At 76.7% G+C, this 23,377-nt stretch carries 17 protein-coding genes; 6 read left to right on the top strand and 11 right to left on the bottom strand.

The window, feature by feature from the left end; translation table 11 throughout:
* Positions 1-76: 76 nt before the first annotated feature.
* Both ACVJO7_RS01380 and serS read right to left on the bottom strand, forming a co-directional pair.
* Positions 77-3,460: an ATP-dependent helicase gene (locus ACVJO7_RS01380; protein ID WP_491671364.1), complete on the bottom strand. Its 3,384-nt coding sequence runs from the start codon at positions 3,458-3,460 to the stop codon at positions 77-79.
* Between the two features lie 60 nt (positions 3,461-3,520).
* Positions 3,521-4,771, bottom strand: a complete 1,251-nt coding sequence (gene serS, locus ACVJO7_RS01385; RefSeq protein ID WP_344022426.1) for a serine--tRNA ligase — start codon at positions 4,769-4,771, stop codon at positions 3,521-3,523.
* An 80-nt stretch (positions 4,772-4,851) separates the two neighbouring features.
* Between serS and ACVJO7_RS01390 the strand changes: the two genes are divergently transcribed.
* The gene (locus ACVJO7_RS01390) at positions 4,852-5,691 is read left to right on the top strand and encodes an LLM class F420-dependent oxidoreductase (RefSeq protein ID WP_491671365.1); all 840 of its coding nucleotides are present in this window, start codon (positions 4,852-4,854) and stop codon (positions 5,689-5,691) included.
* Between the two features lie 85 nt (positions 5,692-5,776).
* Complete coding sequence (locus tag ACVJO7_RS01395; protein WP_491671366.1) at positions 5,777-6,439, top strand: phosphatase PAP2 family protein; 663 nt, start codon at positions 5,777-5,779, stop codon at positions 6,437-6,439.
* 80 nt (positions 6,440-6,519) lie between these two features.
* Here ACVJO7_RS01395 and ACVJO7_RS01400 read toward each other — a convergent pair whose 3' ends face one another.
* Positions 6,520-10,080 (bottom strand): ATP-dependent helicase, encoded by a 3,561-nt coding sequence (locus ACVJO7_RS01400; RefSeq protein WP_491671367.1) that lies wholly within the window; start codon positions 10,078-10,080, stop codon positions 6,520-6,522.
* A gap of 118 nt (positions 10,081-10,198) precedes the next feature.
* Between ACVJO7_RS01400 and ACVJO7_RS01405 the strand changes: the two genes are divergently transcribed.
* Both ACVJO7_RS01405 and ACVJO7_RS01410 read left to right on the top strand, forming a co-directional pair.
* Positions 10,199-10,480, top strand: coding sequence for an MGMT family protein (locus ACVJO7_RS01405; protein WP_344022418.1), 282 nt, complete (start codon positions 10,199-10,201; stop codon positions 10,478-10,480).
* 286 nt (positions 10,481-10,766) lie between these two features.
* Entirely contained in the window at positions 10,767-11,444 is a 678-nt protein-coding gene (locus ACVJO7_RS01410) for a DUF4190 domain-containing protein (protein ID WP_491671368.1), read from the top strand.
* 109 nt (positions 11,445-11,553) lie between these two features.
* Here ACVJO7_RS01410 and ACVJO7_RS01415 read toward each other — a convergent pair whose 3' ends face one another.
* From ACVJO7_RS01415 to ACVJO7_RS01450, 8 genes are all read right to left on the bottom strand, one after another.
* On the bottom strand, positions 11,554-12,324 hold the full coding sequence (locus ACVJO7_RS01415; RefSeq protein WP_491671369.1) for a putative protein N(5)-glutamine methyltransferase: 771 nt from the start codon (positions 12,322-12,324) through the stop codon (positions 11,554-11,556).
* 10 nt (positions 12,325-12,334) lie between these two features.
* Positions 12,335-13,045, bottom strand: a complete 711-nt coding sequence (locus ACVJO7_RS01420) for a sirohydrochlorin chelatase (protein ID WP_344022414.1) — start codon at positions 13,043-13,045, stop codon at positions 12,335-12,337.
* On the bottom strand, positions 13,042-14,232 hold the full coding sequence (locus ACVJO7_RS01425) for a uroporphyrinogen-III synthase (protein WP_344022412.1): 1,191 nt from the start codon (positions 14,230-14,232) through the stop codon (positions 13,042-13,044). The genes ACVJO7_RS01420 and ACVJO7_RS01425 overlap by 4 nt, the downstream gene beginning before the upstream one ends.
* 101 nt (positions 14,233-14,333) lie before the next feature.
* Entirely contained in the window at positions 14,334-14,708 is a 375-nt protein-coding gene (gene nirD, locus ACVJO7_RS01430; protein ID WP_491671370.1) for a nitrite reductase small subunit NirD, read from the bottom strand.
* Positions 14,705-17,248, bottom strand: a complete 2,544-nt coding sequence (nirB, locus tag ACVJO7_RS01435) for a nitrite reductase large subunit NirB (protein ID WP_491671371.1) — start codon at positions 17,246-17,248, stop codon at positions 14,705-14,707. Before nirB ends, nirD begins: the two co-directional genes overlap by 4 nt.
* Before the next feature lie 14 nt (positions 17,249-17,262).
* Entirely contained in the window at positions 17,263-18,696 is a 1,434-nt protein-coding gene (locus tag ACVJO7_RS01440; protein ID WP_491671372.1) for an FAD-dependent oxidoreductase, read from the bottom strand.
* Positions 18,697-18,861: 165 nt separating this feature from the next.
* Positions 18,862-19,239, bottom strand: coding sequence for a hypothetical protein (locus ACVJO7_RS01445; protein ID WP_491671373.1), 378 nt, complete (start codon positions 19,237-19,239; stop codon positions 18,862-18,864).
* A 151-nt stretch (positions 19,240-19,390) separates the two neighbouring features.
* Positions 19,391-20,005 (bottom strand): hypothetical protein, encoded by a 615-nt coding sequence (locus ACVJO7_RS01450; protein ID WP_491671374.1) that lies wholly within the window; start codon positions 20,003-20,005, stop codon positions 19,391-19,393.
* A gap of 190 nt (positions 20,006-20,195) precedes the next feature.
* Between ACVJO7_RS01450 and ACVJO7_RS01455 the strand changes: the two genes are divergently transcribed.
* Entirely contained in the window at positions 20,196-22,628 is a 2,433-nt protein-coding gene (locus ACVJO7_RS01455) for a histidine kinase (protein WP_491671375.1), read from the top strand.
* Positions 22,625-23,290, top strand: coding sequence for a response regulator transcription factor (locus ACVJO7_RS01460; RefSeq protein WP_491671376.1), 666 nt, complete (start codon positions 22,625-22,627; stop codon positions 23,288-23,290). The genes ACVJO7_RS01455 and ACVJO7_RS01460 overlap by 4 nt, the downstream gene beginning before the upstream one ends.
* Positions 23,291-23,377: the final 87 nt, after the last annotated feature.

Below are 23,377 nucleotides of genomic sequence, written 5' to 3' on the forward strand. Positions count from 1 at the left end.
CGCGAGCCCGCGTCCCGGCATCCCCGGGGCGCGGGCTCGCCGCCGTTCCCGGCCGGTCCGGCCGGCTCCCGGCTGGTCAGGCCGCGGGCACCCCGGCCACCAGTGCGTGCAGGCGCTCGGCGTCGAGCAGGTCGGCGGGGCGCAGCGTCACCCCGTCCCGGACGTAGTGGAAGGCCGCCCGCACCCGGTCCGCCGGCACGCCCTGCAGCGCCGCCCAGGCCAGCCGGTACGCGGCCAGCTGCACCCCGACCGCGTGCTCCCGGTCCGGCCCGGGCGGGCTGCCGGTCTTCCAGTCGACGACCGTCCAGCCGCCGTCCGGGTCGGCGAACACCGCGTCCATCCGGCCGCGCACCGCGACCCCGGCCAGCACCGTCTCGAAGGCCACCTCGACGTCGACCGGCTTGCGGTCGGCCCACTCGGACGCCTCGAACGCGGCCTGCAGCTCCTCCAGCTCCGCCGCGTCGGTCTCGGAGCCGGCGCTCTCGTCGGCGGCGCCGGGCAGCTCGTCGATGTCGAGCAGCCGCTCCGCGCCGAACCGCTGCTCCAGCCAGGCGTGGAACGCGGTCCCGCGCCGGGCGTACGGGTTGGGCGGCAGCGGGACGGGGCGGCGCAGCCGGACGGCGAGCGCATCCGGGTCGTCGGCCAGCTCGACCAGCCGGCTCACCGAGAGCCGCCCGGGCAGCGCGACCGAGGGCCGGTCGGCGGCCGCGGCGCGCTCGGCGAGCAGCACGTCGACGTCGGCGGCCCAGCCCTCCGGATCGCCCTCGGCGTCGGCGACCGCCGGACCGGGATCCGGCACGGCCTCCTCCGCGGGCGGCAGGTCGAGCAGGGTGAGCTGGTCGGCGGGGGTGCGGCGGGGCCGCCGGGCCCGGCGGGAGCGGGCCCGCAGCGCCTCCCGCACGAGGTCCGCGCCGGACCGGACGTCGTCGCTGCGGTCCCCGAACGGGTCCGGCGGCCACTGCGCGGTCCGCTCCACACCGAGCGCCGGATTGCCGGTGTCGGCCTCCGGCGGCGGCGCCCAGCTCTCCAGCACACCGACCTCGGACCCGCCGGGCCCCTCCAGGATCTCGGCCACCTCGGTGAGGAACACCGACGGCTCCTTGGGCCGCTCCCCGGCGGCCGGCCAGCGGTGCCCGGAGACGAGCAGGGTGCGCTCGGCGCGGGTCAGCGCGACGTAGAACAGCCGGCGCTCCTCGGCGAGCCGCCGGTCGTCGAGCGCCGCGTCGTGCGCGTCGAGCGCCTGCTCGACCTGCTTGCGGTCGGCGCCCGGCGGGGGCAGCTCGAAGCCGGGCAGGTCGTCGGCGTCGCCGCGCAGCGGGACCGGCAGGTCGGACGGGTCCTTCAGCCAGCTGCCGGACATCTTGCGGCCGGGGAAGACCTGCGCCACCAGGTGCGGGACGGCGACGATCTCCCACTCCAGGCCCTTCGCGGCGTGCACGGTGAGGATCTGCACCCGGTCCGGCGCCACCTCGACCTCACCGGGGGTCAGCCCCTCCTCGGCCTGCTCGGCGGTGTCGAGATAGTCGAGCAGCGCGTCCAGCGACGGCACGTCGGCGCCGGCCGCGAAGTCGGCGACCACGTCGGCGAACGCGTCGAGATGGGCCCGGCCGGTCGGCCCCGGCCGCGACGTCGTCTCCACGTCCAGCAGCAGGGTCCGCTCGACGTCGGCGACCAGATCGGTGAGCGGGGCGGCGGCCCGCGCCCGCAGGTGCGACAGCTCGCGGCCGATCCGGCGGATCCGGTCGAACCCGGCGGGCGAGTAGCGCTCCGGCCCGCCCGGGTCGTCGAGCGCGTCGACCAGGCCGGCCTGCTCGGCCTGGTCGCCGGGCAGCGCCCCGAGGGCCAGCTCGGCCGCGCTGAGCGGACCGGGACGGCCCGGGCGGCCGGGGACGAGCTCGCGGGCGCGCTGCCACAGCGCGGCCAGGTCGGCGATGCCCAGCCGCCAGCGCGGACCGGTGAGCAGCCGGACCGCCGACGGGCCGGCCAGCGGATCGGAGACCACCCGCAGCGCGGAGACCAGGTCCCGCACCTCCGGGGTGGACAGCAGCCCGCCGAGGCCGACGACCTCGACCGGGACCCGCCGGTCGCGCAGCGCGGCGGCGAGCGCGTCCATGTCGGAGCGGCGGCGGACCAGCACCGCCGCGGTCGGCGGGGTGCCGGTGCCCTCCTCCCCGGCCGCGGCGTGCCAGCGCGTGGCCACGCCGTCGGCGACCCAGGCGATCTCGGCGGCGACGTCGGGCAGCAGCGCGGCCCGCACGTCGCCGGGGCCGGCGCCGTCGAGCGGGCGCAGCTCGCCGACCCGGACGGCGCCCGGCGCCCCGCGGAGCGGCTCGGAGACCCGGTTCGCCAGCACCAGCACCTCGGCCGGGTTGCGGAAGCTGGTGAGCAGGCCGTGCACCGGCGCCGGATCGCCGCCGGCGGCCGGGAAGTCGGTGCGGAACCGGTTGAGGTTGCCGGCGCTGGCCCCGCGCCAGCCGTAGATCGACTGGCAGGGGTCGCCGACGGCGGTGACCGACCGGTGCCGGTCGGCGACCGGATCCGGGGCGAGCCCGGGCGGCACGCCGAACAGGGCCCGCAGCAGCACCCGCTGGGCGTGCCCGGTGTCCTGGTACTCGTCGAGCAGGACGGCCCGGAACTGGTCGCGCTCGATCCGGCCGACCTCCGGGTCCGCCTCGGCGATCCGCGCGGCGAGCGCCATCTGGTCGGAGAAGTCCATCGCCTGCTCGGCCTGCTTGCGGCGGGCGAACTCCTCGACCAGCGGCAGCAGCTCGCAGCGCATCCGCTGACCGGCGATCCGTGCCTTGTACCCGGCGGACGGCTCGGCGCGCTGCCGCTTGCCGGGCGGGGCGTGCTCCAGCACCGGCAGGATCCGCCGGGCGAGCCGCTCCACCTCGGCCGGCTCGACGAGGTGCTCGCCGAGCTCGCCGGCCAGCGCGAGCAGGTAGCCGGTGACGGTCGCCGGGACCCGGTCGATCTCCAGGTCGGCCGCCCAGGTGGAGACGACCCGGTGCGCGAGCTGCCAGGTCGCGGTCGGGCCGAGCAGCCGGTTCGCCGGTTCGGCCGGCAACCGCAGGGCGTGCTCGCCGACCAGCCGCCCGGCGTAGGCGTGGTAGGTGGAGACGGTCGGCTCGCCGGCCAGCAGCGCGGCCCGCCGGGAGCCACCCGGATCCAGGTCGTCGAGCAGGCGGGAGCCGGCGAGCCGGCGCAGCCGGGACCGGACCCGGGTGCCCAGCTGCTGCGCCGCCTTGCGGGTGAAGGTGAGCCCCAGCACCTGCTCGGGCAGCACCCGGCCGGTGGCGACCAGCCACACCACCCGGGCCGCCATCGTCTCGGTCTTCCCGGCGCCCGCGCCGGCCACCACCAGCGCCGGCCCGGCCGGGGCGGCGATCACCGCGGCCTGCTCCCCGGTCGGCGGGTGCAGACCGAGCGCGGCGGCCAGCTCGGCCGGTGACGGATCCATACCGGTGTTCTACCCGCCACCTCCGACGGTTCCGCGGGGAAGTCCTGCGGGCGGCCCGGATCAGCCGGCCGGCGTCCCGACGGTGGCGGGTGCGCCGTGCCGCTGCAGCACCTCCGGGACGGCGACGGTGCCGTTCGCGTCCTGGAAGTTCTCCATGATCGCCAGCATCGCCCGGGCGGTCGCCCCGGTGCCGTTGAGGGTGTGCAGCGTCTCGGTCGGCGCACCGGGCTCGCGGCGGAACCGGACGTTCAGCCGTCGTGCCTGGTAGTCGGTGGTGTTCGAGCAGGACGTGATCTCCCGGTAGCGCTGCTGCACCGGGAACCACGCCTCGATGTCGTACTTCTTGGCGGCCGGGTTGCCGAGGTCGCCGACCGAGATGTTCTGCACCCGGTAGGGCAGGCCCAGCTCCTGCACGATCGACTCCTCGTGCGCGAGGAGCTGCTCGTGGACGTCCTGGGACTGCTCGGGCAGGCAGTAGACGTACATCTCGACCTTGTCGAACTGGTGCACCCGGAACATGCCCTTGGTGTCCTTGCCCGCGGCGCCCGCCTCGCGCCGGAAGTTCGTCGAGAACGCGACGTAGCGGGCCGGCAGCTCGTCGAGATCGACGATCTCGTCCATGTGGATGCCGGCCAGCGCCACCTCGGAGGTGCCGGTCAGGTAGAGGTCGTCGCGCTCCAGCCGGTAGAGGTTCGACTCCTCGGTGGGCAGGAACCCGGTGCCGTACATCGCCCGCTCGTTCGCCAGCACCGGGCCGAGCACCGGCACGAAGCCCTCGCCGACGATCTTGTCCATGACGTACCGGAACAGCGCCATCTCCAGCCGGGCGACGTCACCGAACCGGTAGGCGAAGCGGGAGCCGGACAGCCGGGCGCCGCGGGCCATGTCGACCCGGCCGGTCGTCGAGGCCAGGTCGAGGTGGTCGCGCGGCTCGAAGTCGAACGACGGCGGCTCGCCCCAGGTGCGGACGGTGACCGCGTCCTCCTCGGCCATCCCGTCGGCGGCCGTCGGGTCCGGCAGGTTCGGGATCCGGGCGAGCAGCGCGGAGCGCTCCGCGTCGGCCGCGGCGAGGTCCTCCTCGGCGCCGCGCAGCTCCTCCTTCTCCTTCTTGAACTGCTCGACCTGCTCCGGGGTCGGCTTCCCCTTCGGCCGCTGCTTCTGGGCGGCACGCAGGCCGCCGACGTGGTCGGTCAGCTCCCGCCATCGGACGTCGACCGCGATGAGGGCGTCGAAGTCCGCGGACGCACCGCGACGGGACAGTGCCGCGCGGAACCGGTCCGGGTCCTGTCGGGCCGCCTTCAGGTCGATCACTGCACGTCCAGCCTCTCGAGTGGGGAGTCGCCATCGTAGAGCGGGGAATGGTCGGGCCCGCGCGGTGGTAGACCTGGGACATGACAGTCTCCCCCGGCCGGTACGGCGTATGGCGGCACGCGACGGGTCTCTCACCGCAGCTCGCCCGCGAGATCGAGTCCCTCGGGTTCGGCGCGGTCTGGATCGGCGGCTCCCCGCCCGGGGACCTGAAGCTCGCCGAGGACCTGCTCGACGCCACCACCTCGCTGGTGGTCGCGACCGGGATCGTCAACATGTGGACGACGCCGGCGGACGAGGTCACGCCGTCCTACCACCGGATCGCCGAGCGGCATCCGGACCGGTTCCTGCTCGGCGTCGGGATCGGGCACCCGGAGGCGACCGGCGACTACAGCCGCCCGTACGCGACGATCGTGGAGTACCTGGACCGGCTGGACGCGCTGGACGTCCCGGTCGCGGGCCGCGCGCTCGCCGCGCTCGGCCCGAAGGTGCTCGACGTGTCCCGGGACCGGACCGCGGGAGCCCACCCCTATCTGACGACGCCCGAGCACACCCGGTCCGCACGCGAGCGGCTCGGCGACGGGGTGCTGCTGGCACCGGAGCACAAGGTCGTCCTCGACGACGACCCGGAGTCCGCCCGCGCGCTCGGCAGGCCCGTCGTCCAGCGGCCCTACCTCGGACTGCGCAACTACCGGGCCAACCTGCTGCGGCTCGGCTGGGCCGAGTCCGATCTCGACGACGGCGGCACCGACGCGCTGATCGACGCGCTGGTCGCGCACGGCACCCCCGAGCAGGTCGCGGCCCGGCTGGACGAGCACCTCGCCGCCGGGGCCGATCACGTGTGCGCGCAGGTGCTCACCCGCGGGATGCGCGACCCGGAGCCGGACCTGGGCCGGCTCGCGTCGGCGCTCGGGATCGGCTGAGCCGGGACCGCGGGCCGGGACCGCGGGCCGGGTCACCGTCGTCCGGCGTCCCGGCGCGCCCGGCCGGGCCGCTACTGTCGATCCGGTGCGTGACACCGCGGGCAGGACCACCTCCCTGCTCGGTCCCCTGCACCGCGCCGCGCCGCCGGTCACCGCCGCGGCGGCGATCGTGTTCCTGGTCCTGACCTGGCGATACGCCGGTGACGCGGTCGCCGGCCGGGTCGACGAGGGTGCCTGGTCCGCGGTCGACGCCCTGCCCCGGGCCGGGCTCGCGCGGGCGATCGGCCTGGGTTCGCCCGGCTTCGTGGTGGTCGCGGCGGCATCGCTGGCCGGGCTCGCACTGCTGCTGCGCAGGCGCCGGGTGGCGGTGCTCGCGGTCGTCGGGCCGGGACTGACCGGTGTCGCGACGACCGCCCTGAAACCGCTGATCGGCCGGACCATCGACGGCGACGGCTTCGCGTTCCCCAGCGGCCACACCGGAGGCGCGGTCTCGATCGGCCTGGTCGCGGCGGTGCTGCTGATCGGTGCGGTGCCCGTGGTCCGGCCGGTGGCGGCGCTGTCCGTGCTCGCCGGGACCGTGCTGCTCGCCGGCGGCGTCGTCGGAGCCGGGATGGTGCGGATCGGCGCGCACTACGCGACCGACACGATCGGCGGCTTCTGCGCGGCGCTCGCGCTCGGGCTCGGTGCCGCGATGGCGATCGACCGGATCGCCGACCGGCGGATCGGCGGCACCGGGCCGGCCCCGTAGCCCGGACCCGCCTGCCGCCCCGGCGGCGGCACGGCTGTGGCGGCACGGCAGCGGCGGCGGCAGCTCGGGGCGGGTGCCGGTCAGCCGTCGACGACGGTCCGCCCGGTCTCGACCGCCGGGCAGCTGGTCCGCACCGGGCAGCGGTCGCAGTCCGGTCCCGCCCTGGCCACGAACACCGCGCCCGCCGAGTCGTCGGCGCAGCGCATCAGCACGTCCCGCCAGTGCCCCATCTCCTCGGGCCGGAGCGGGTCCTGCCGGGGCTCCTTCGCCTCCCCGCTCGCCTTCCGGTCGGCGAGGAACAGCAACCGCGCCCCACCCGGTTCGGCGCCGCGGCCGACGACCTCGTCGAACGCGCCGAGCGACGCCGCGAGCTGGTAGACGGCCAGCTGGTGGTGCTCGGCGGTGGCCCGGGCCGAGGTGGCCGTCTTCCCGGTCTTCACGTCGACCACCACCGGACGGCCCCGGTCGTCGCGTTCGAGCCGGTCCACCCGGCCGCGCAGCCGCACCCGGCGCGCGGCCCGCGCCGCTCCCCCGCCCGCGGCCGGTTCCTCGTCGAGCACCGGATCCGCGGCCGGCGGCGGCTCACCCTCGGTCCCGGGGCCCGTCGGCGGCGGCTCGCCCTCGAGATCGAGCTGCATCGACTGCTCGACGGCGACCAGCTCCAGCCCCTCGGCCCGGCTGCGCCGGACCCAGTCGTCGAACGCGGCCAGCATCTCCCGGACCCGGGTCAGCTCGCGCCGGCCGAACCAGGGGGCGCCCGCGTCGAGCCGCCGCCACGCCGACTGCAGGGCCTGCTCCAGCTCGGCCGGGTCGGCCCCGGCCGCCCGGGCCTGCACCAGCGCGTGCACCAGGGAACCGGTGACCGCGGACAGCGCACCGGACTCGTCGCCGCCGTGCCGGGACAGCACCCAGCGCAGCGGGCAGCCGGCGATCGTCTCCACGTCGGACGGCGAGATCGGCACCAGCTCGCCGTCGGCGCGCAGCGGGGCGAGATCGGACAGGTCGGCCAGGCCGTACCAGTCGTCCGGGTGCGCGCCGGGGACGCCGTCCGCGGCGAGCCGGGCGAGCTGGGTCGCCGCCCGGCGCCTGCGGGCCGCGCGGGCCGGGTCGCCGCGGTCCGGCGCGGTCACCGCGCGGCGCAGCTCACCGACCAGCTCGGGCAGCACCAGGGAGCGGCCCGGGCGGTGCACCGGCCGGGCCTCGGCGGCGTCGGCGGGGCGCGGATCGAGCTCGTCGAGGAACCGGGACGGCTGCTCGTCCTCCCCCTGCACCGCGCTGACCAGCAGCATCGAGCGGGCCCGGGTGCAGGCGACGTAGAACAGCCTGCGTTCCTCGGCGAGCAGTGGCGCCGTCCGGGAGACCGCGGCGCCCGGCTCGGCGGCCCCGGCGACCAGGTCGACGAGCTGCTCGTGCCCGAGCAGGCTGCCGCGCAGCCGCAGGTCCGGCCACAGGCCCTCCTGCACGCCGGGGACGGCGACGACCCTCCACTCCCGGCCGCGCGCCGCGTGCGCGGTGAGCAGCTCGACGGCGTCGCCGCGCGGCGCCTGCGGGGCCAGCGTCTCCCCGGGCAGCTGCTGGTCGGCCAGGTACTCCAGGAAGCCGCCGACGTCGGCGCCGGGCAGCCGGTCGGTGTAGCGGGCGGCCGCGTCGAACAGCGCCAGCACGGCGTCGAGATCGCGATCGGCGGCGGCACCACCGGGGCCGCCGCGGGCGCTCGCCTCGCTCCAGCGGCGGGCCAGCCCGGTCCGGCGCCACACCCGCCACAGGGTCTCCTCGACCGGGTCGCCCGCGGCGATGGACCGGGCGGCGGTGTCGAGCAGGCGGCCGACGTCGCGCATCGGCGCCGCCTCCGCCGGGGACAGCATCGCCAGCGGATCGGGGCGGCCCCCGACCGCCTCGCGGAGCATCGCGACCAGCAGCGGATCGCTGCTCGCGGTGGCCGGGTCGGTCTGGCCGGGCTCGGGATCCTCGTCGTCGGGGAACAGCCGCACGTCGTTGCCCGCGGCGGCGTGCAGCCGCAGCAGCCCGCGCCGCAACCGCCGCATCCGCATCGGGTCGCCGCCGCCGAACGGCGAGGTCAGCAGCGAGATCGCCAGGTCGGCGTCGATCGACGCGGGCCGCACCGCCGCGCGCAGCACCAGCAGCAACGGGACGACGGCGGGCTGGCGGGGCAGCGGCACCTCGTCCGGCGGCGCGACGATCGGGACGCCCGCCGCGGCGAGCGCACGGCGCAGCGCGGGCAGGGTGCGGCGCGCTGACCGGGACAGCACCGCCATCTCCGACCAGGGCACGCCGTCGACCAGGTGTGCGCGGCGGAGCCGGTCGGCGATCCAGCCGGCCTCCGCCGACGGGGAGCCGAAGACCCGCACCTGCACCGCCTCGCCCGCCCCGGCGCCCACCGGGCCGGGCTCGCCGGGCCGGATCGCGGGCTCACCGGGCCGGGTCGCGGGATCGCCGGGCCGGGTGGCGGGCGCGCCAGGCGGGGTGGCGGGGTCGCCGGGCCGGGTCGCGGACTCACCGGGGTCGCCCGGCGGGGCGGCCGGCCCGCGCCGGGTCCTGGTGCGGCCTGCACCCGGCAGCTTCTCGGCCAGCCGGAGCCCGGCGGCCCGTACCTCCGCGGTCTGCCGGTGGTCGGCGGTGAGCAGCTCGGTCGGGGCGGCGATCGCGTCCAGCCCGCGGGCGTCGGCGCCCCGGAAGGTCAGCACCGCCTGGTCCGGGTCGCCGGCGACCAGGGTGGACCCGGCGTCCGCGGCGAGGGTCGCGACGAGCTCCATCTGCTGCGGGTCCAGATCCTGCGCGTCGTCGACCAGCAGGTGCCGGATCCGCTGCCGCTCCTGCTCGCGCAGTCCCGGATCGGCGGCCAGCGCGTCCAGCACGGCGGCGACCAGCTCGGCGGAGTCCAGCGCGGGGGCGGTGGCCTGCGGGGCGCCCCGGCCCGCGGCGCCGCGGAGCAGGGTGACCTCCTCGTAGGTGCGGAAGAACCGGGCGGCCGCCACCCACTCGTCGCGGCCGTACGCCCGGCCCAGCTCGGCCAGCTCCTGCGGGCCGAGCCCGCGCTCGGCGGCCCGCAGCAGCAGCTCGCGCAGCTCCGCGGCGAACCCGGGCAGCCCCAGCGCCGGATCGAGGCGCTCCGGCCAGCCGGAGCCGGGGACGCTGCCGTTCCAGTTCTCGATCTCCCCGGCGAGCAGCTCGCGGACCACGACATCCTGTTCGGCGGACGCCAGCAGCCGGGGCGGCGGGTCCTCGTGCCGCGCGGCGTGCAGCCGCAGCACGCCGAACGCGTAGGAGTGCACCGTCCGCACCAGCAGCTCCCGGGTGGTGCGGGCGCCGAAGTCACCGGCCGGTCCGCCCGCACCGGCGGTGAGCAGCGCGGTCAGCCGCCCCCGCAGCTCCTCCGCGGCCCGCCGGCTGCCGACCAGCAGCAGCACCGAGCCGGGCGGTGCACCCGCGCGGATCCGCCGGACCACCGCGTCCAGCAGCAGGCTGGTCTTCCCGGTGCCGGGCCCGCCGAGCACCCGCAGCGGGCCGCGGTCGTGCTCGAGCACCCGGGCCGCGGCGCCGGACCACTCCCGGACCGGCTCGGCGATCGGCCCGAAGCGCACCAGGCGGGGGGACGCCTGCTCCGCGGTCGCTCGGGTCATGCGCCGATTCGACCACGCCGCACCGACACCGACGACAGGGCCCGCGGGCGGCAGGGCCCGCGGGCGGCCCGGGCGACGCCGGTGGCACCCGGGCCCGGCGACCGGGGAGGATCCCGGTGTGGACGAGCAGACCGTGGAGCGGGTCCGGGACGTCGTCGCGGCGATCCCGGCCGGCCGGACGCTGAGCTACGGCGAGGTCGCCGAGCTGGCCGGGCTGCGCTCGGCCCGGCTGGTCGGCCGGATCCTCGCCGAGGACGGCGCCGACCTGCCCTGGCACCGGGTGCTGCGCTCGGACGGCCGGGCGGCCCCGCACCTCGCCGTCGAGCAGGCGGCCCGGCTCCGCGCCGAGGGCGTGCTCATGGTGGACGGCCGGCTGCCCCGCGAGCACCGCCGCCGCTGAGCGGCGAGGTGAGCAGAGCCGCTGAGCGGCGAGGTGAGCAGAGCCGCTGAGCGGCGAGGTGAGCAGAGCCGCTGAGCGGCGAGGTGAGCAGAGCCGCTGAGCGGCGCCGGATCGTCAGTTCTGATGACTCCCGGGATGTTCCGGCAACTGGGCGGCCACCCCGGACGACATGACCGTCGTGACGTCCGCGCAGCCCCCGTACCCGCCGCAGCCGCCCTGTCCGCCCCAGCCTCCGCACGGTTGGACTCCTCAGCGGCCCAGCAACGGTCTCGGTACTGCAGCGCTCGTGCTCGGGATCCTCGGTGTCCTGTTCTCGCTGATTCCGATCATCGGCATTATCGCCTGGCCCATGGTGATCACCGGCCTGGTGCTTGGTGCGCTGGGCATCGTGCGGGCGCAGGCGGGCAAGGCCGACAACCGGGGGGTCGCGATCTCCGGAACGATCCTGTCCGCATTCGGGTTGGTGGTCTGCGTCCTCTACACGATGGCCTTCGCCGCAGCGTTCTCAGGCATCTCCTCCACGACGGCGGCGGATGCTACGACGACCACGGCCGTCGACGGCATTCGGAGCGCCGACCGTACGTCTTCCGCTCCGGCACCGGTCACGAGCGGGCCACCCGGGACTGTTCTCACGACGGACGACGGCATGGAGGTCGGCACCAGTCCGCTGCAGGACCGGAAGGCCTTCGTCGGAGCCGTGAAGTGCACGGACGTCACCTATCGCAACGGCAGCCCGGGCAACGAGAGCTTCAACATCTGGGACTGGAAGCTGCAGGACCCCGACGGCGCCATCCGCCGGATCAGCATCGGCAGCGACAACGATCTGAGCTCCGGCGAACTGGCTCCTGGCGGAACGGTGAGCGGGCAGGTCTGTTTCGACGCGAAGGATCAGCAGCAAGGCACCTGGACCGTCGTCTACGAGGGTGGGCTGTTCGGGTCGGAGAATCTGACCTGGGTGAACTGACACCGCCATCGTGCCGACGCTGTTCGAGCGTTGCGAGATGGCGCCCGTGGGCGCCATCTTGCAACGCCCGGCGGGCGGCCCCGGTAGGTGAGCAGAGCAAAGGCGCACGTCAGGGGGCGTCTCGAGGGAGGAGGGTGCCCTCGACCCAGGTGGCGTCGCGGGCGGGGTCGCGGCCGGGGTGCGGGGCCAGGCCGGCCTGCTCGAACGACACCGCCAGGGCCGGGGCCTGGGCCGCCGAGGTCTCGATCAGCACCCGGCCGCCGGGGGCGAGCCAGCGGGTCACCTCCGCGGCCACCCGGCGAGCCGGATCGAGACCGTCGGTGCCGCCGTCCAGCGCGATGCGGGGCTCGTGCTCACGGGCCTCCGGCGGCATCCCGGCGATCCCGGCGGCCGGCACGTAGGGGGTGTTCGCCACCACGACGTCGACCCGGCCGCGCAGCGTCTGCGGCAGCGCGTCGAACAGGTCCCCGATGTGCACCGTCCCGGCACCGGCGAGATTGTCCGCGGCGCAGGCGGTCGCGACCGGGTCGACGTCGGCGGCGTGCAGCTCGACCGGGACCCGGCGGGCGATGGCCAGCCCGATCGCACCGCACCCGCAGCACAGGTCGACGACGACGGCGCCGGGCCGGAGCCCGCGGACGGCGGCGTGCACCAGCGCCTCGGACCGGCGGCGCGGGACGAACACGCCGGGCACCACCCGGATCCGCCCGCCGTCGAACCGGACGTGTCCGAGCAGCGGTTCCAGCGGTTCCCCGGCGATCCGGCGCCGGACCAGCCGCTCGAGCTCCGCGCCGGACGCGGCGGCCTCCAGCAGTGCCGCCTCCTCCTCCGCGAACACGCAGCCGGCGGCCCGCAGCCGGGCGGTCAGTGGCGCGCTCATCCGGCCCGGATCAGGCGGCGCGCCCGATCTCGGCTGCGCCGGCCGTGTAGCGGTCGAGCACCGCGCGGACCACGTCGTCGTGCACGCCCAGCGGATCGGCGACGACGTCCGCGCCGGAGCCGAGCAGCCGGTCCTGGAACACCCCGGGCGCCAGCAGCCAGGACGCCACCGCGACCCGCCGCTCCCCCGCCTGCCGCAGGCCCTCGACCAGCGCGGACACCGTCGGCGTCCCGGTCGCGGCGAACCCGACCCGGACCCGCCGCCCGACCAGCCGGGACAGCATCCCGGCCGCCAGCCGGACCTGGGCGACGGCCGCCGGGTCCGACGATCCCGCCGCGGCCAGCACGACGGCGTCGCCGTCGCGGTACCCGGCGGCCCGCAGCCGGTCCAGCGCGGCGGCCGCGAGCAGCGGATCCGGGCCCATCGACGGCGTCGTGCGGAACCGGGCCGGATCGGCCCCGGCGTCGGCGAGCTGGGCGGGCAGGTCGATCCGCACGTGGTACCCGGCGGCCAGGAACGCCGGCACCACCACCGCACCCGGTTCACCGGCGTCGCGCAGCGCGATCACCGCGTCGACCACCTTCGGCCCGCGGACGTCGACGTAGCAGATCTCCACCCGCGGACCCCGTGCGGCGACGGCGTCGGCCAGCGAGCGGATCACCGCGTCGGCGGCGTCGGACCGCGAACCGTGCGCGACCAGCAGCAGCGGCGGCCCGTTCACCGCTCGACCCCCGGGACGTCCGCGCAGTGCCCGCCGTGCCCGGGCTCGAGCGCCAGCCGGTAGCCGCGGCGGACCACGGTCTGCACCAGACCGGGGACGCCGAGCGCGGCGCGCAGCCGGGCGATCGCGTTCTCCACGGCGTGCTCGTCACCGGCCCCGCCGGGCTGGGCGGCGAGCAGGTCGGCACGCGACACCACCCGGCCCGGCCGGCGGGCGAGCAGCCGCAGCAGCGCCATCGGGGTCGGCGGCAGCGGGCACAGCCGCCCGTCCACCAGGACCGCGTGCCCGCGCAGCTCCAGCAGGTGCCCGGCGACCGGCAGCGTGCGGGCCCGGCCGGGTGCGACCGACTCGCAGGTCCGCACCATCGCGCCGAGCCGGGACCGCTGCGGCTGCGCGGTGGGCACGTCGAGCGCCTCCAGCGGCGCCGCCGTGACCGGGCCGACGCACAGCGCCAGCACCGGGCCGCGCAGTGCGGTCAGCAGCTCCTCGCGCAGGCCGCGTTCCCCGGCCCGGGCCAGGATCCCGGCAGCGGCCGGTGCGCTGGTGAAGGCCAGCACGTCGATCGCGCCGGAGAGGGTGCTGTCGATCAGCCGGTCCAGCGGGCCGATGTCCAGCGGCGGCGCCCACCGGTACACCGGGACGGTCACCACGTCGGCGCCGGCCATCTCCAGGGCGTCGACGACGTCGGGCAGCGGCTCGCCGTGCAGCTGGACGGCGATCCGGCAGCCCTCCACACCGCGTTCGAGCAGGTGCTCCAGGACCTCGGCGGTCGACTCGGACTCCGGCGACCAGGCGTCGACCAGCCCGGACGCCCGGATCGCGCCGCGCGCCTTCGGGCCACGGGCCAGCATCTCGGAGCGGCCGAGCGCGGCGAGCAGGTCCTCGCCGATGCCCCAGCCGTCGGCCGCCTCGATCCAGCCGCGGTAGCCGATCCCGGTGGTCGCCACCGTGATGTCCGGCGGCGCGGCGACCAGCTCCCGGGTGCGGTGCTCCAGCCGGTCGTCGTCGGCGAGCGCGACGATCCGCAGCGCCGGGCCGTGCTGGATGGTCGCCCCGCGCCGTTCCAGCATCGTGGCGAGCTCCTCGGCCCGCCGGGCCGCGGTGATCCCGACGGTGAACCCGGCGAGCGGCGGCACCGGCCCCGCGTCGGGCGCGGGTGCGGTGTCTCGTGCGGCGGATCGGGTCACCGGTCCTCCGTTCCTCCGGCCGGTCGCCAACGGCCGACGTGCGGCGGGGACCCCGGGAATGTCGCGGGTGGTGGTGGTCGCGGCTGCTCGGGTCGGAAGTCTCACCGTATCCCGACCTGTACCGAGCCGCCCACGACGCGCGCGGCGAAGGCGGGCAGGCTCACAGTGTCGTCGTCCAGGCAGCGGCCGTCGCGCAGCGCGAAGACCTGCTTCAGGATCGGTGAGGCGACGGTCGGCTCGCCCGCCCGGTCGCCGGTGATGCCCCGGGACATCACCCCGGCCCCGCTGAACGGGTCGACGTTGCCGACCGCGTACAGCGCGCCGTCGGCGAGCCGGAACAACGCCACCTGGACGTCGCCGACCAGCGCCGCGACCCCGCGGCCGGGGAGCAGCCGGTGCACGGCGCAGACCTCGACCCAGCCGGACGGCTCGTCGTCGACACCTGCGGGGACCGGGGACGTGTGCACGGCCGTCATCGCGGGGACACCTCCGGGAGGCCGATCAGGACGGGTTCGTCCGGCCGCCCGGGAGCGGGCACGTTCTGGCCCCGCTCCTGCACGAACCGGATGGTCGGGTCGGGCGCATCGGGCGCGTTGACGAAGGACACGAAGCGGGCCAGCTTCTCCGGGTCGTCGAGCACGCCGGCCCACTCGTCGGCGTAGGAGTCGACGTGCCGGGCCATCGCGGCGTCGAGCTCCGCGCAGATGCCCAGCGAGTCGTCGACGATCACCGACCGCAGGTGGTCGAGCCCGCCCTCCATCGACTCGATCCACGGTGCGGTGCGCTGCAACCGGTCCGCGGTGCGGACGTAGAACATCAGGAACCGGTCGATGGTCCGGATCAGGGTCGCCGAGTCGACGTCGGAGACGAGCAGCTCGGCGTGCCGCGGGGTGAACCCGCCGTTGCCGCCGACGTAGAGGTTCCAGCCGGCCTCGGTGGCGATCACCCCGAAGTCCTTGGAGCGCGCCTCGGCGCACTCCCGGGCACAGCCCGAGACCCCGGACTTGATCTTGTGCGGGGACCGCAGCCCGCGGTAGCGCAGCTCCAGCTCGACGGCCATCCCGACCGAGTCCTGCACGCCGTAGCGGCACCAGGTGGTGCCGACGCAGGACTTCACCGTCCGCAGCGACTTGCCGTAGGCGTGCCCGGACTCGAACCCGGCGTCGACCAGCCGACGCCAGATGGCCGGCAGGTCGTCGACCCGGGCGCCGAACATGTCGATCCGCTGCCCGCCGGTGATCTTGGTGTAGAGCCCGAAGTCGCGGGCCACCTCACCGATCACGATCAGCCCCTCCGGGGTCACCTCGCCGCCGGCGATCCGCGGCACCACCGAGTAGGTCCCGTTGCGCTGCATGTTCGCCAGGAAGTGGTCGTTGGTGTCCTGCAGGGTGGCCCGCTCGCCGTCGAGGACGTGCTCGTTGTAGAGGGTCGCCAGAATCGACGCGACGACCGGCTTGCAGATGTCGCAGCCGGCGCCGCGGCCGTGCGTCGCGATCAGCTCGGAGAACGAGGTGATCCCGGCCCCGGCGACGATCTGGAACAGCTCGGCCCGCGACCGGTCGAAGTGCTCGCACAGCGCCTTCGACACCTCGACGCCCTGCTGCTCCAGGATCTTCTTGAGCGTCGGCACGCAGGACCCGCAGGTGGTGCCGGCCCGCGTACACGCCTTGAGCGCCGGCACGTCGTGCGCGCCGTCGTCGATCGCCGCGCACAGCGCGCCCTTGGTCACGGCGTTGCAGGAGCAGATCTGCGCCGAGTCCGGCAGCGCGGACGCGTCCGGCTCGGCCCCGCCCTTCGAGATCAGCGTGACCGGATCGTCCGGCAGCGCCGAGCCGACCAGCGGCCGCAGCGAGCCGTAGCGGGACGCGTCGCCGACCAGCACCCCGCCGAGCAGGGTGGACGCGTCGTCGGACACCACCAGCTTCGAGTACGTTCCGGCGACCGGGTCGTTGACGACGATCTCCAGCGCGCCGTCGGTCTCGGCGTGCGCGTCGCCGAAGCTGGCCACGTCGACGCCCAGCAGCTTGAGCTGGGTGGACATGTCCAGCTCCTCGGGCGTCATCCGGGCGCCGCCGCCGAGCAGCCGGTCGGCGACCACCTCGGCCATCGCGTACCCGGGCGCGACCAGGCCGTAGGTCCGGCCGTCCAGGGCGGCACACTCGCCGATCGCCCACACGGCGTCGTCGCCGGTGCGGCAGCGGTCGTCGACCAGCACCCCGCCGCGCTCCCCGACCGGCAGGTCGCAGTCGCGGGCCAGCTGGTCGGACGCCCGGATCCCGGCGGAGAAGACGACCAGGTCGGCGTCCAGCTCGACGCCGTCGGACAGCGTCCCGACCAGCCGGCCGCGGTCGGCGGCGATCCCGGTCAGCGACACCCCGGTGCGGACCGCGATGCCCTGCGACTCGACCAGCGAGCGCAGTAGCGCTCCCCCGCCCTCGTCGACCTGCACCGGCATCAGCCGCGGCGCGATCTCCACGACCTGCGGGGACAGCCCGAGCAGCCGCATCGCGCGGGCCGCCTCCAGCCCGAGCAGCCCACCGCCGACGACGATCGCCGACGGCCGGCCCTTCCGCTCCGGATCTGCCGAGGCGGCCGCGGCGGCCTCGGTGATCGCGTCCAGGTCGTCGAGGGTGCGGTAGACGAAGCAGCCGGGCAGGTCCCGGCCGGGCACCGGCGGGACGAACGGGTACGAGCCGGTGGCCAGCACCAGCGCGTCGTAGCCGAGGACCCGGCCGGAGGCGGTGGTGACCCGGCGGGCGTCCCGGTCGATGGTCGTGACGGCGTCACCCAGGTGGTAGGTGACGAGCGGATCACCGCGCAGGGCGTCGTCGTCGAGCCGGAGATCCTCCTCGGAGCTCCCGTCCACGTAGGACGACAGCGCGACCCGGTCGTAGGCGCGGCGGGACTCCTCGCCGAGGACGGTGACCTCCCAGTCCCCCGCGGTGTCCCGGTCGCGCATCGCGGCGACGAGCCGATGCCCGACCATGCCGTTCCCGACGACCACCAGACGACTCACGGTGCGTTCCCCCTTCATGCCGCGCTCTCCCGCGACGGATCGGCGTGTTCCAGCCATTCGCGGATCCCGCAGACGGCGTCCCGGCAGCTGCCGCAGCCGGTCGCGGCACGGGTCCGGCGGGACAGCGCGTCCAGCTCGCGGGCGCCCTCGCGCCACGCGGCGACCAGCGCGTTCTTGGTGACGGTGTTGCAACGGCAGACGACGGCGGTGCCCGGCAGCCGGCCCGGGTCCCCCGCGGCGGCCGGCTCACCGGGCAGCGCGCGCCCGAGCAGCAGCGCGAGCCGGTCGGACGGGGCGGGCGCGCCGGAGTCGAAGAGCCCGATCACGGCCGCGGCGGCGTCCGGGAGGCCCATCATGATCGCGCCGACCACCCGGTCGTCGCGCAGCGCCAGCAGCCCGTACCGGCCGCGGCGCGGATCGGAGACGTGCAGCTGCTCGTCGCCGTCGGCGACGTCACCGAGCGCGGCGAGATCGATCCCGGCCGCCTTCAGCCTGGCGACCGGGCGGGTGCCGCGGTAGCGGGCGGCCGGGTCGGCCCCGGTGAGCAGGTCGGCGAGCACCGCGGCCTGCTCCCAGCCGGACTGCACCAGCCCGGCGGCGGCCGCGGGATGCTGGGCGCAGTCGCCGATGGCGTGCACCCGGCCGTCGTCGGTGGCGAGCCGGTCGTTCACCAGGATCCCCCGGTCGACGGCGAGCCCGGCGCCGGCGGCGAGCCCGGTCTCGGCCCGCACCCCGGCGGCGACGACGACCGCGTCCGCGGCGATCCGGGTGCCGTCGTCGCAGTCCAGGCCGGTCTCCGGGGCCCACGCCTTGGCGCCGACCCCGCAGCGCACGTCGACGCCGAGCCCGCGCAGCGCCCCGGCGAGCACCTCACCGGCGCCGGCGTCGAGCTGGCGTTCCATCAGGTGGGTGCGCGGATGCACCAGGGTGACGGCGACGCCGCGGCCGGCGAGCCCGCGGGCCGCCTCCACGCCGAGCAGCCCGCCGCCGACGACGGCGATCCGCGCCCCCGGCTCGGCCACGTCGAGGATCCGCGCGCAATCGTCGAGATCGCGGAACAGGCTGACCCCGGGCGCCGGGGCGCCGTCGGCACCGGCCAGGCCGTCGACCGGGGGCAGCCAGGCCCGGCAGCCGGTGGCCAGGACCAGCTCGTCGTAAGGGTGCTCGGCGCCCGCGGTGTCGTGCACGACGCGCGCCGACCGGTCCAGCGCGGTCGCGGCGACGCCGGGGTGCACGGTCACCCCCTCCGCGGCCGGGAGCGCCACCATCGGCGCGGTCAATCCGCCGGCGAGCACGGTGGACAGCAGCACCCGGTTGTAGGCGGGGTGGGCCTCGGCGCCGAGGACGGTCAGCGACACCCGCTCGCCGTCCGGGTCGCGCCGGCGGACCTCCTCGGCGAACCGGGCACCGACCATCCCGTGCCCGACCACCACCACGCGCCTGCTCATGGCCACGACGTTAGGAACGCGGGGTTACACGCAGGCGGCCCGGGATGACACGGGAGTTACGAGGTCCTCATTCTCCGCAGGTGGGGACCGTGAGGCGGATGGCCGCGCCGGGGGCCCGCCCGACGGTGCGGCCGATGGCCGCGGCCGGGCGGGATCGGCGGTGCGTCACATCCCGGTCCACTGCCCCTGGTGGACGGCGGCCACCCGGCCGGCCCAGCGCTCGTGCGCGGACTGCCGGGTGATCCCGGCCGCCCGGCCGATCGTCGCCCAGCTGACCCCGGCCACCCGCAGCCCCAGCAGGTTCGGCAGCGGATCGAGGCCGGCCGCGAGCGCGATCCGGAACGCGGCGAGCTGCCAGGCGGTCTCCCGGCGGGCCGGGAGGTCGGTGCCCTGCTCCGCCTCCCACTCGGGGGTGCCGGGCAGCGGCGGGACACCGGCGACGGCGTCGGCGTGCCGGTCGAGCTCGGCGACCGCGACGGCGGTGACCGCCCGGGCGGCGGGGCCGACGTCGGTGGTGAGCACGTGCTCCAGGCTGATGGTCATAGTTGTCAGGGTAACCCTGACAGTGCTCGACGGGCAGCCCGTTTCCACCGGGTGCCCACCGCCGGACCGTCGGCGGGGTGCCCGGCCCGCCGCGCGCGCCCGCCGCCGGACGGTCGGCGACCGTCGGGTGGGTGCCCGGCCCGCCGGATGCTCAGCGCCGGACGGTCAGGGCCGCCCAGCCCAGTGCCACCCCGGCCACCAGCGCCCCCGGCTGGTGCGGCGGCAGCAGTCCGACCACGGCCCCCAGCGCCAGCAGCACGCACGCGCCGCGGGAGAACGCGCGCCGCCGCCAGCCGGCCACCGCCAGTGCGCCGAAGCCGACCAGCCCGAGCACCATCTTCGGCACCCGGCTCAGCAGCACCATCGGGTTGTCCATCGCCTCCCACTGGGCGTCGGTCACGAGCCCGGTGAGCCCCGCCAGCTCGGTGCCCATCGACCACGCGTTGGCGGCCGCGAACACGCACGCCGCCACCGCGACGGCCACCGCGACCCGCGGCAGTCCCGATCGCGCGCCGAACGACGGCAGCCCGAGCACCAGGGTGACCAGACCGGCCGTCATGACGAGGTTCGCCGTCACGCACAGCGGGCTGCCCACCGCCTCCCGGCCGCTCATCCCGGTCAGCAGGACGTGGGAGGAGACGTAGGCCGCAGCCCCGACCGCGGTCACCAGCCCCCCGGCGGCGACGGCGGTGTCCGGCCACGACGGACGGCGCCCGGACGGTGCGGGATCCGGTGCCTGCGCCCGGCCCGGGTTCACAGCGGTCATCGTTTCCTCCCGGTGTTCGGTGACGGCGCCAGCCTGCGCCGCGCCGCGGACCGGCCGCTGCGGCCGGCGGGGCCCATCGCGGCAACCGTCACCGGGACGTCCCGGCCCGGCGATTCCGTCCCGGGACGGGCTCGCGGGGTCCCCCCGTGGGCCGGTCCGGTGGCGGCCGATCCGCCGTACCCTGCTCGCCGTGGACGCGGACCGGTCCCCCGTGGCGGCGCCGCACCGTGCCGCCGGGCCGCCCCGCGGCAGCCACACCGAACCGCCCCGCGGCAGCCACACCGAACCGCCCCGCGGCAGCCACACCGAACCGCCGCCCAGTCGCGCCATCCCGCCGGCCACCGGTGCCAGTGCCGGTGCCGGTGCCGGTGGCAGTGCCGGTGCCGGTGCCGGTGCCGGTGCCGGTGGCAGTGCCGGTGCCGGTGCCGGTGCCGGTGCCGGTGCCGGTGCCGGTGGCAGTGCCGGTGCCGGTGCCAGTGCCGGTGCCGGTGGCAGTGCCGGTGCCGGTGCCGGTGCCGGTGCCGGTGCCGGTGCCGGTGCCGGTGCCGGTGCCGGACCGCCCGGTGCCCCCGCCGCCGCGCCGCCGCCGCCCGGTGGACCGGGCGCCCCGCCGGACCCCGCCGGGGCGGACCCGGGCCGCTCCCGGACGACCGCGCTGGACGCGGCGCTCGCGCTGGCCCTGACCGCGGTCAGCGTGGCGAGCGCGCTGACCGAGGACCCGTCGCTCGGCCACGTGGAACCATCCCCGGACGCGCGGCTGGTCGCCGCCGCACTCGTCGCGGGAGCCGCCCTGGCGTTCCGGCGCCGGGCCCCGGTCGCCGTCCTCGCCGTCACGGCGGCCGCGAGCACCACCGCCGAGTGGCTGGGCTGGGAACCGGATCTCATCGCGGTCTGCATGCTGGTCGCCCTGTTCACCGTCGCGGTCCATCGGCCACCGGTGGTCTCGGTGCCGTGCCTGGCGGCCGTCTACGCCGCGGGCGCGGTCGTCTGGGCGGTACAGAACCCGCCCTGGTACGACGGCGCGTCGCTGCCCGAACATCTCGTCGTCGCGGGGGCCTGGGGGGTCGGCGCGCTGGTCCGTCGCTGGACAGGTGAGCAGAGCAAAGCGCAGCTCAGGATCACCACCGCCGAGCGGACCCGGGCCGAGGCCGCCGACCGGGCGGTCACCGCGGAACGGCTGCGGATCGCCCGAGAGCTGCACGAGGTCGTGAGCCGGACGCTCACCACGATCACCGGACTGGCCGCGGACGCCCGGAGCGGCACGACCGGCCCCGGCGCCCCGGCCGCCGTGCTCGGCGACATCGAGCGACTGGGCCGCACCGCGCTGGAGGACCTGCGCCGGATGCTCGGCGCACTGCGCGCCCGGCCCGCGCCACCGGCCGGCCCCGCCGTGCCGGACACCAGCGTGCCGGCCACCACCGTGCCGGCCACCACCGTGCCGGACACCGCCGGGCCGGACACCGCCGACGACCGTCCCGGCCCCCGCGACCGCCTGGTCGATCTGGGGATCGGCGTGATCGCGGCCGTCCTCGCGGTGAGCGGCGCGCTCGCCGGATCGACCGACGCCTACGTCTACCGCGAGCCGGGCCCGCTGTTGCTCGGGCTCACCGCGGCCGGTGCGCTGGCTCTCGCCGGCCGCCGGACCTGCCCGGTCCCGGCGCTGGCCGTGACGGCGTCGGCGACCGCCGCCGTCGTCCTGCTCGGCGGGAACGCCGCGGAGCTCCCGCTGTGCCTGGCGGTCGCGCTCTACTCGGCCGGCGCCTGGCGCGGCACGCTCCCCGCGACGGCCGCCCTGTTCGGGGTGTACGCCCTGCTCGGCGTCCTGGCGCTGCTGCGCGCCCCGTACTTCGACCATCCACTGGCGCTCGTGAGCGTCCTCGCGCTGACCACCGCGTGGGCGCTCGGCCGTCTCGCGCGGCGCCGCAGGCACGCGTCCCGGCTGGCCGGGCGGGCCGCGCTGGCCGCCGAACGTCAGCGGGACGACGACGCCGAGCGTGCCGCGCTGGCCGAGCGGCTGCGGATCGCCCGCGAGCTGCACGACGTCGTCGGGCACTCCCTGTCGGTGATCACCGTCCGGTCCGGTGTCGCACGGTTCCTCGCCGGATCGCAGCCGGCGCAGGCCGCACCGGCCCTGGCGGTGATCGAACAGGTGGGCCGATCCGCGTCGGACGACCTGCGCGACCTGCTCTCCGTGCTCGCCCCCGGCGGCGAACCCGCCGCGCCCGGCCCGGCGCCGGGGCGGGCCGAGCTCGCCGCGCTGCTCGACCGGGCGACCCGGGGACGTCTCGACGTCGACGCCGGCACCGACGTCGACGGGCTCCCCGGCAGCATCCGGCACACCCTGTACCGGCTGGTCCAGGAGGCCGTCACGAACGCGACGGTGCATGCACCGGGTGCGGCGGTGCACGTCCGGATCGGCTGTACGGGCCGGCTGCTGACGCTGCGGGTGGACAACGACCGCGGTGCCCCGGCGGCGCCCCGCGGCGACGGCGGGCTGGGCCTGCTGGGCATGCGCGAGCGGGTCACGATCTTCGGCGGCGACCTGCGGGCCGGACGACGGCCGGACGGCGGCTTCCGGGTGCACGCCACCCTCCCGCTGCGGACCGGTACGGGGCCGGGATGACGCTGCGGGTGGTCGTGGCCGACGACCAGGACCTGGTCCGCGCCGGCTTCGTCGCGCTGCTCAGCGGGACCGACGGCTTCACCGTCGTCGGCGAGGCCGGCCGGGGTGACGACGCCGTGCGGGCGGTGCGGGCGACCCGCCCCGACGTCGTCCTGATGGACGTCCGGATGCCGGGCGGCGACGGGATCGGCGCCACCCGCACGATCACCGCGGATCCCGCGCTCGGCGGGGTCCGCGTCGTCATCCTCACCACGTTCGGGCTCGACGAGTACGTGTTCGGCGCGCTCCGGGCCGGCGCCGTCGGGTTCCTGGTGAAGGACACCTCGCCGGAGGAGCTGCTGCGCGCCGTCCGGGTCGCCGCCGACGGCGACGCGCTGCTCTCCCCGGTGATCACCCGCCGGCTGGTCGAGGCGTTCGCGGCCGCCCCGCCGCCGGTGCCGCAGGGCACCGGCCCGGCGCTCACCGCCCGGGAGCGGGACGTGCTCGTGCTGGTCGCCCGCGGCCGGTCCAACGCCGACATCGCCCGCGACCTGCACATCGGCGTCGCCACCGTGAAGTCCTACGTGAGCCGTCTGCTGACCAAGCTGGACACGACGCCCCGGGTCGGACTGGTGGTGCACGCCTACGAGACCGGCGTCGTCGTACCGGGTGGGCCGGCCTGACGACGTCGACCGCAGAGCGTGAGATCAGCCACGGGGGCCCGGCCGTGCTGCCCCGAACGGGCTATGCAGTTGCGCAGCGACATCGTC

The sequence above is a fragment of the Pseudonocardia sp. DxW genome (assembly GCF_058448985.1).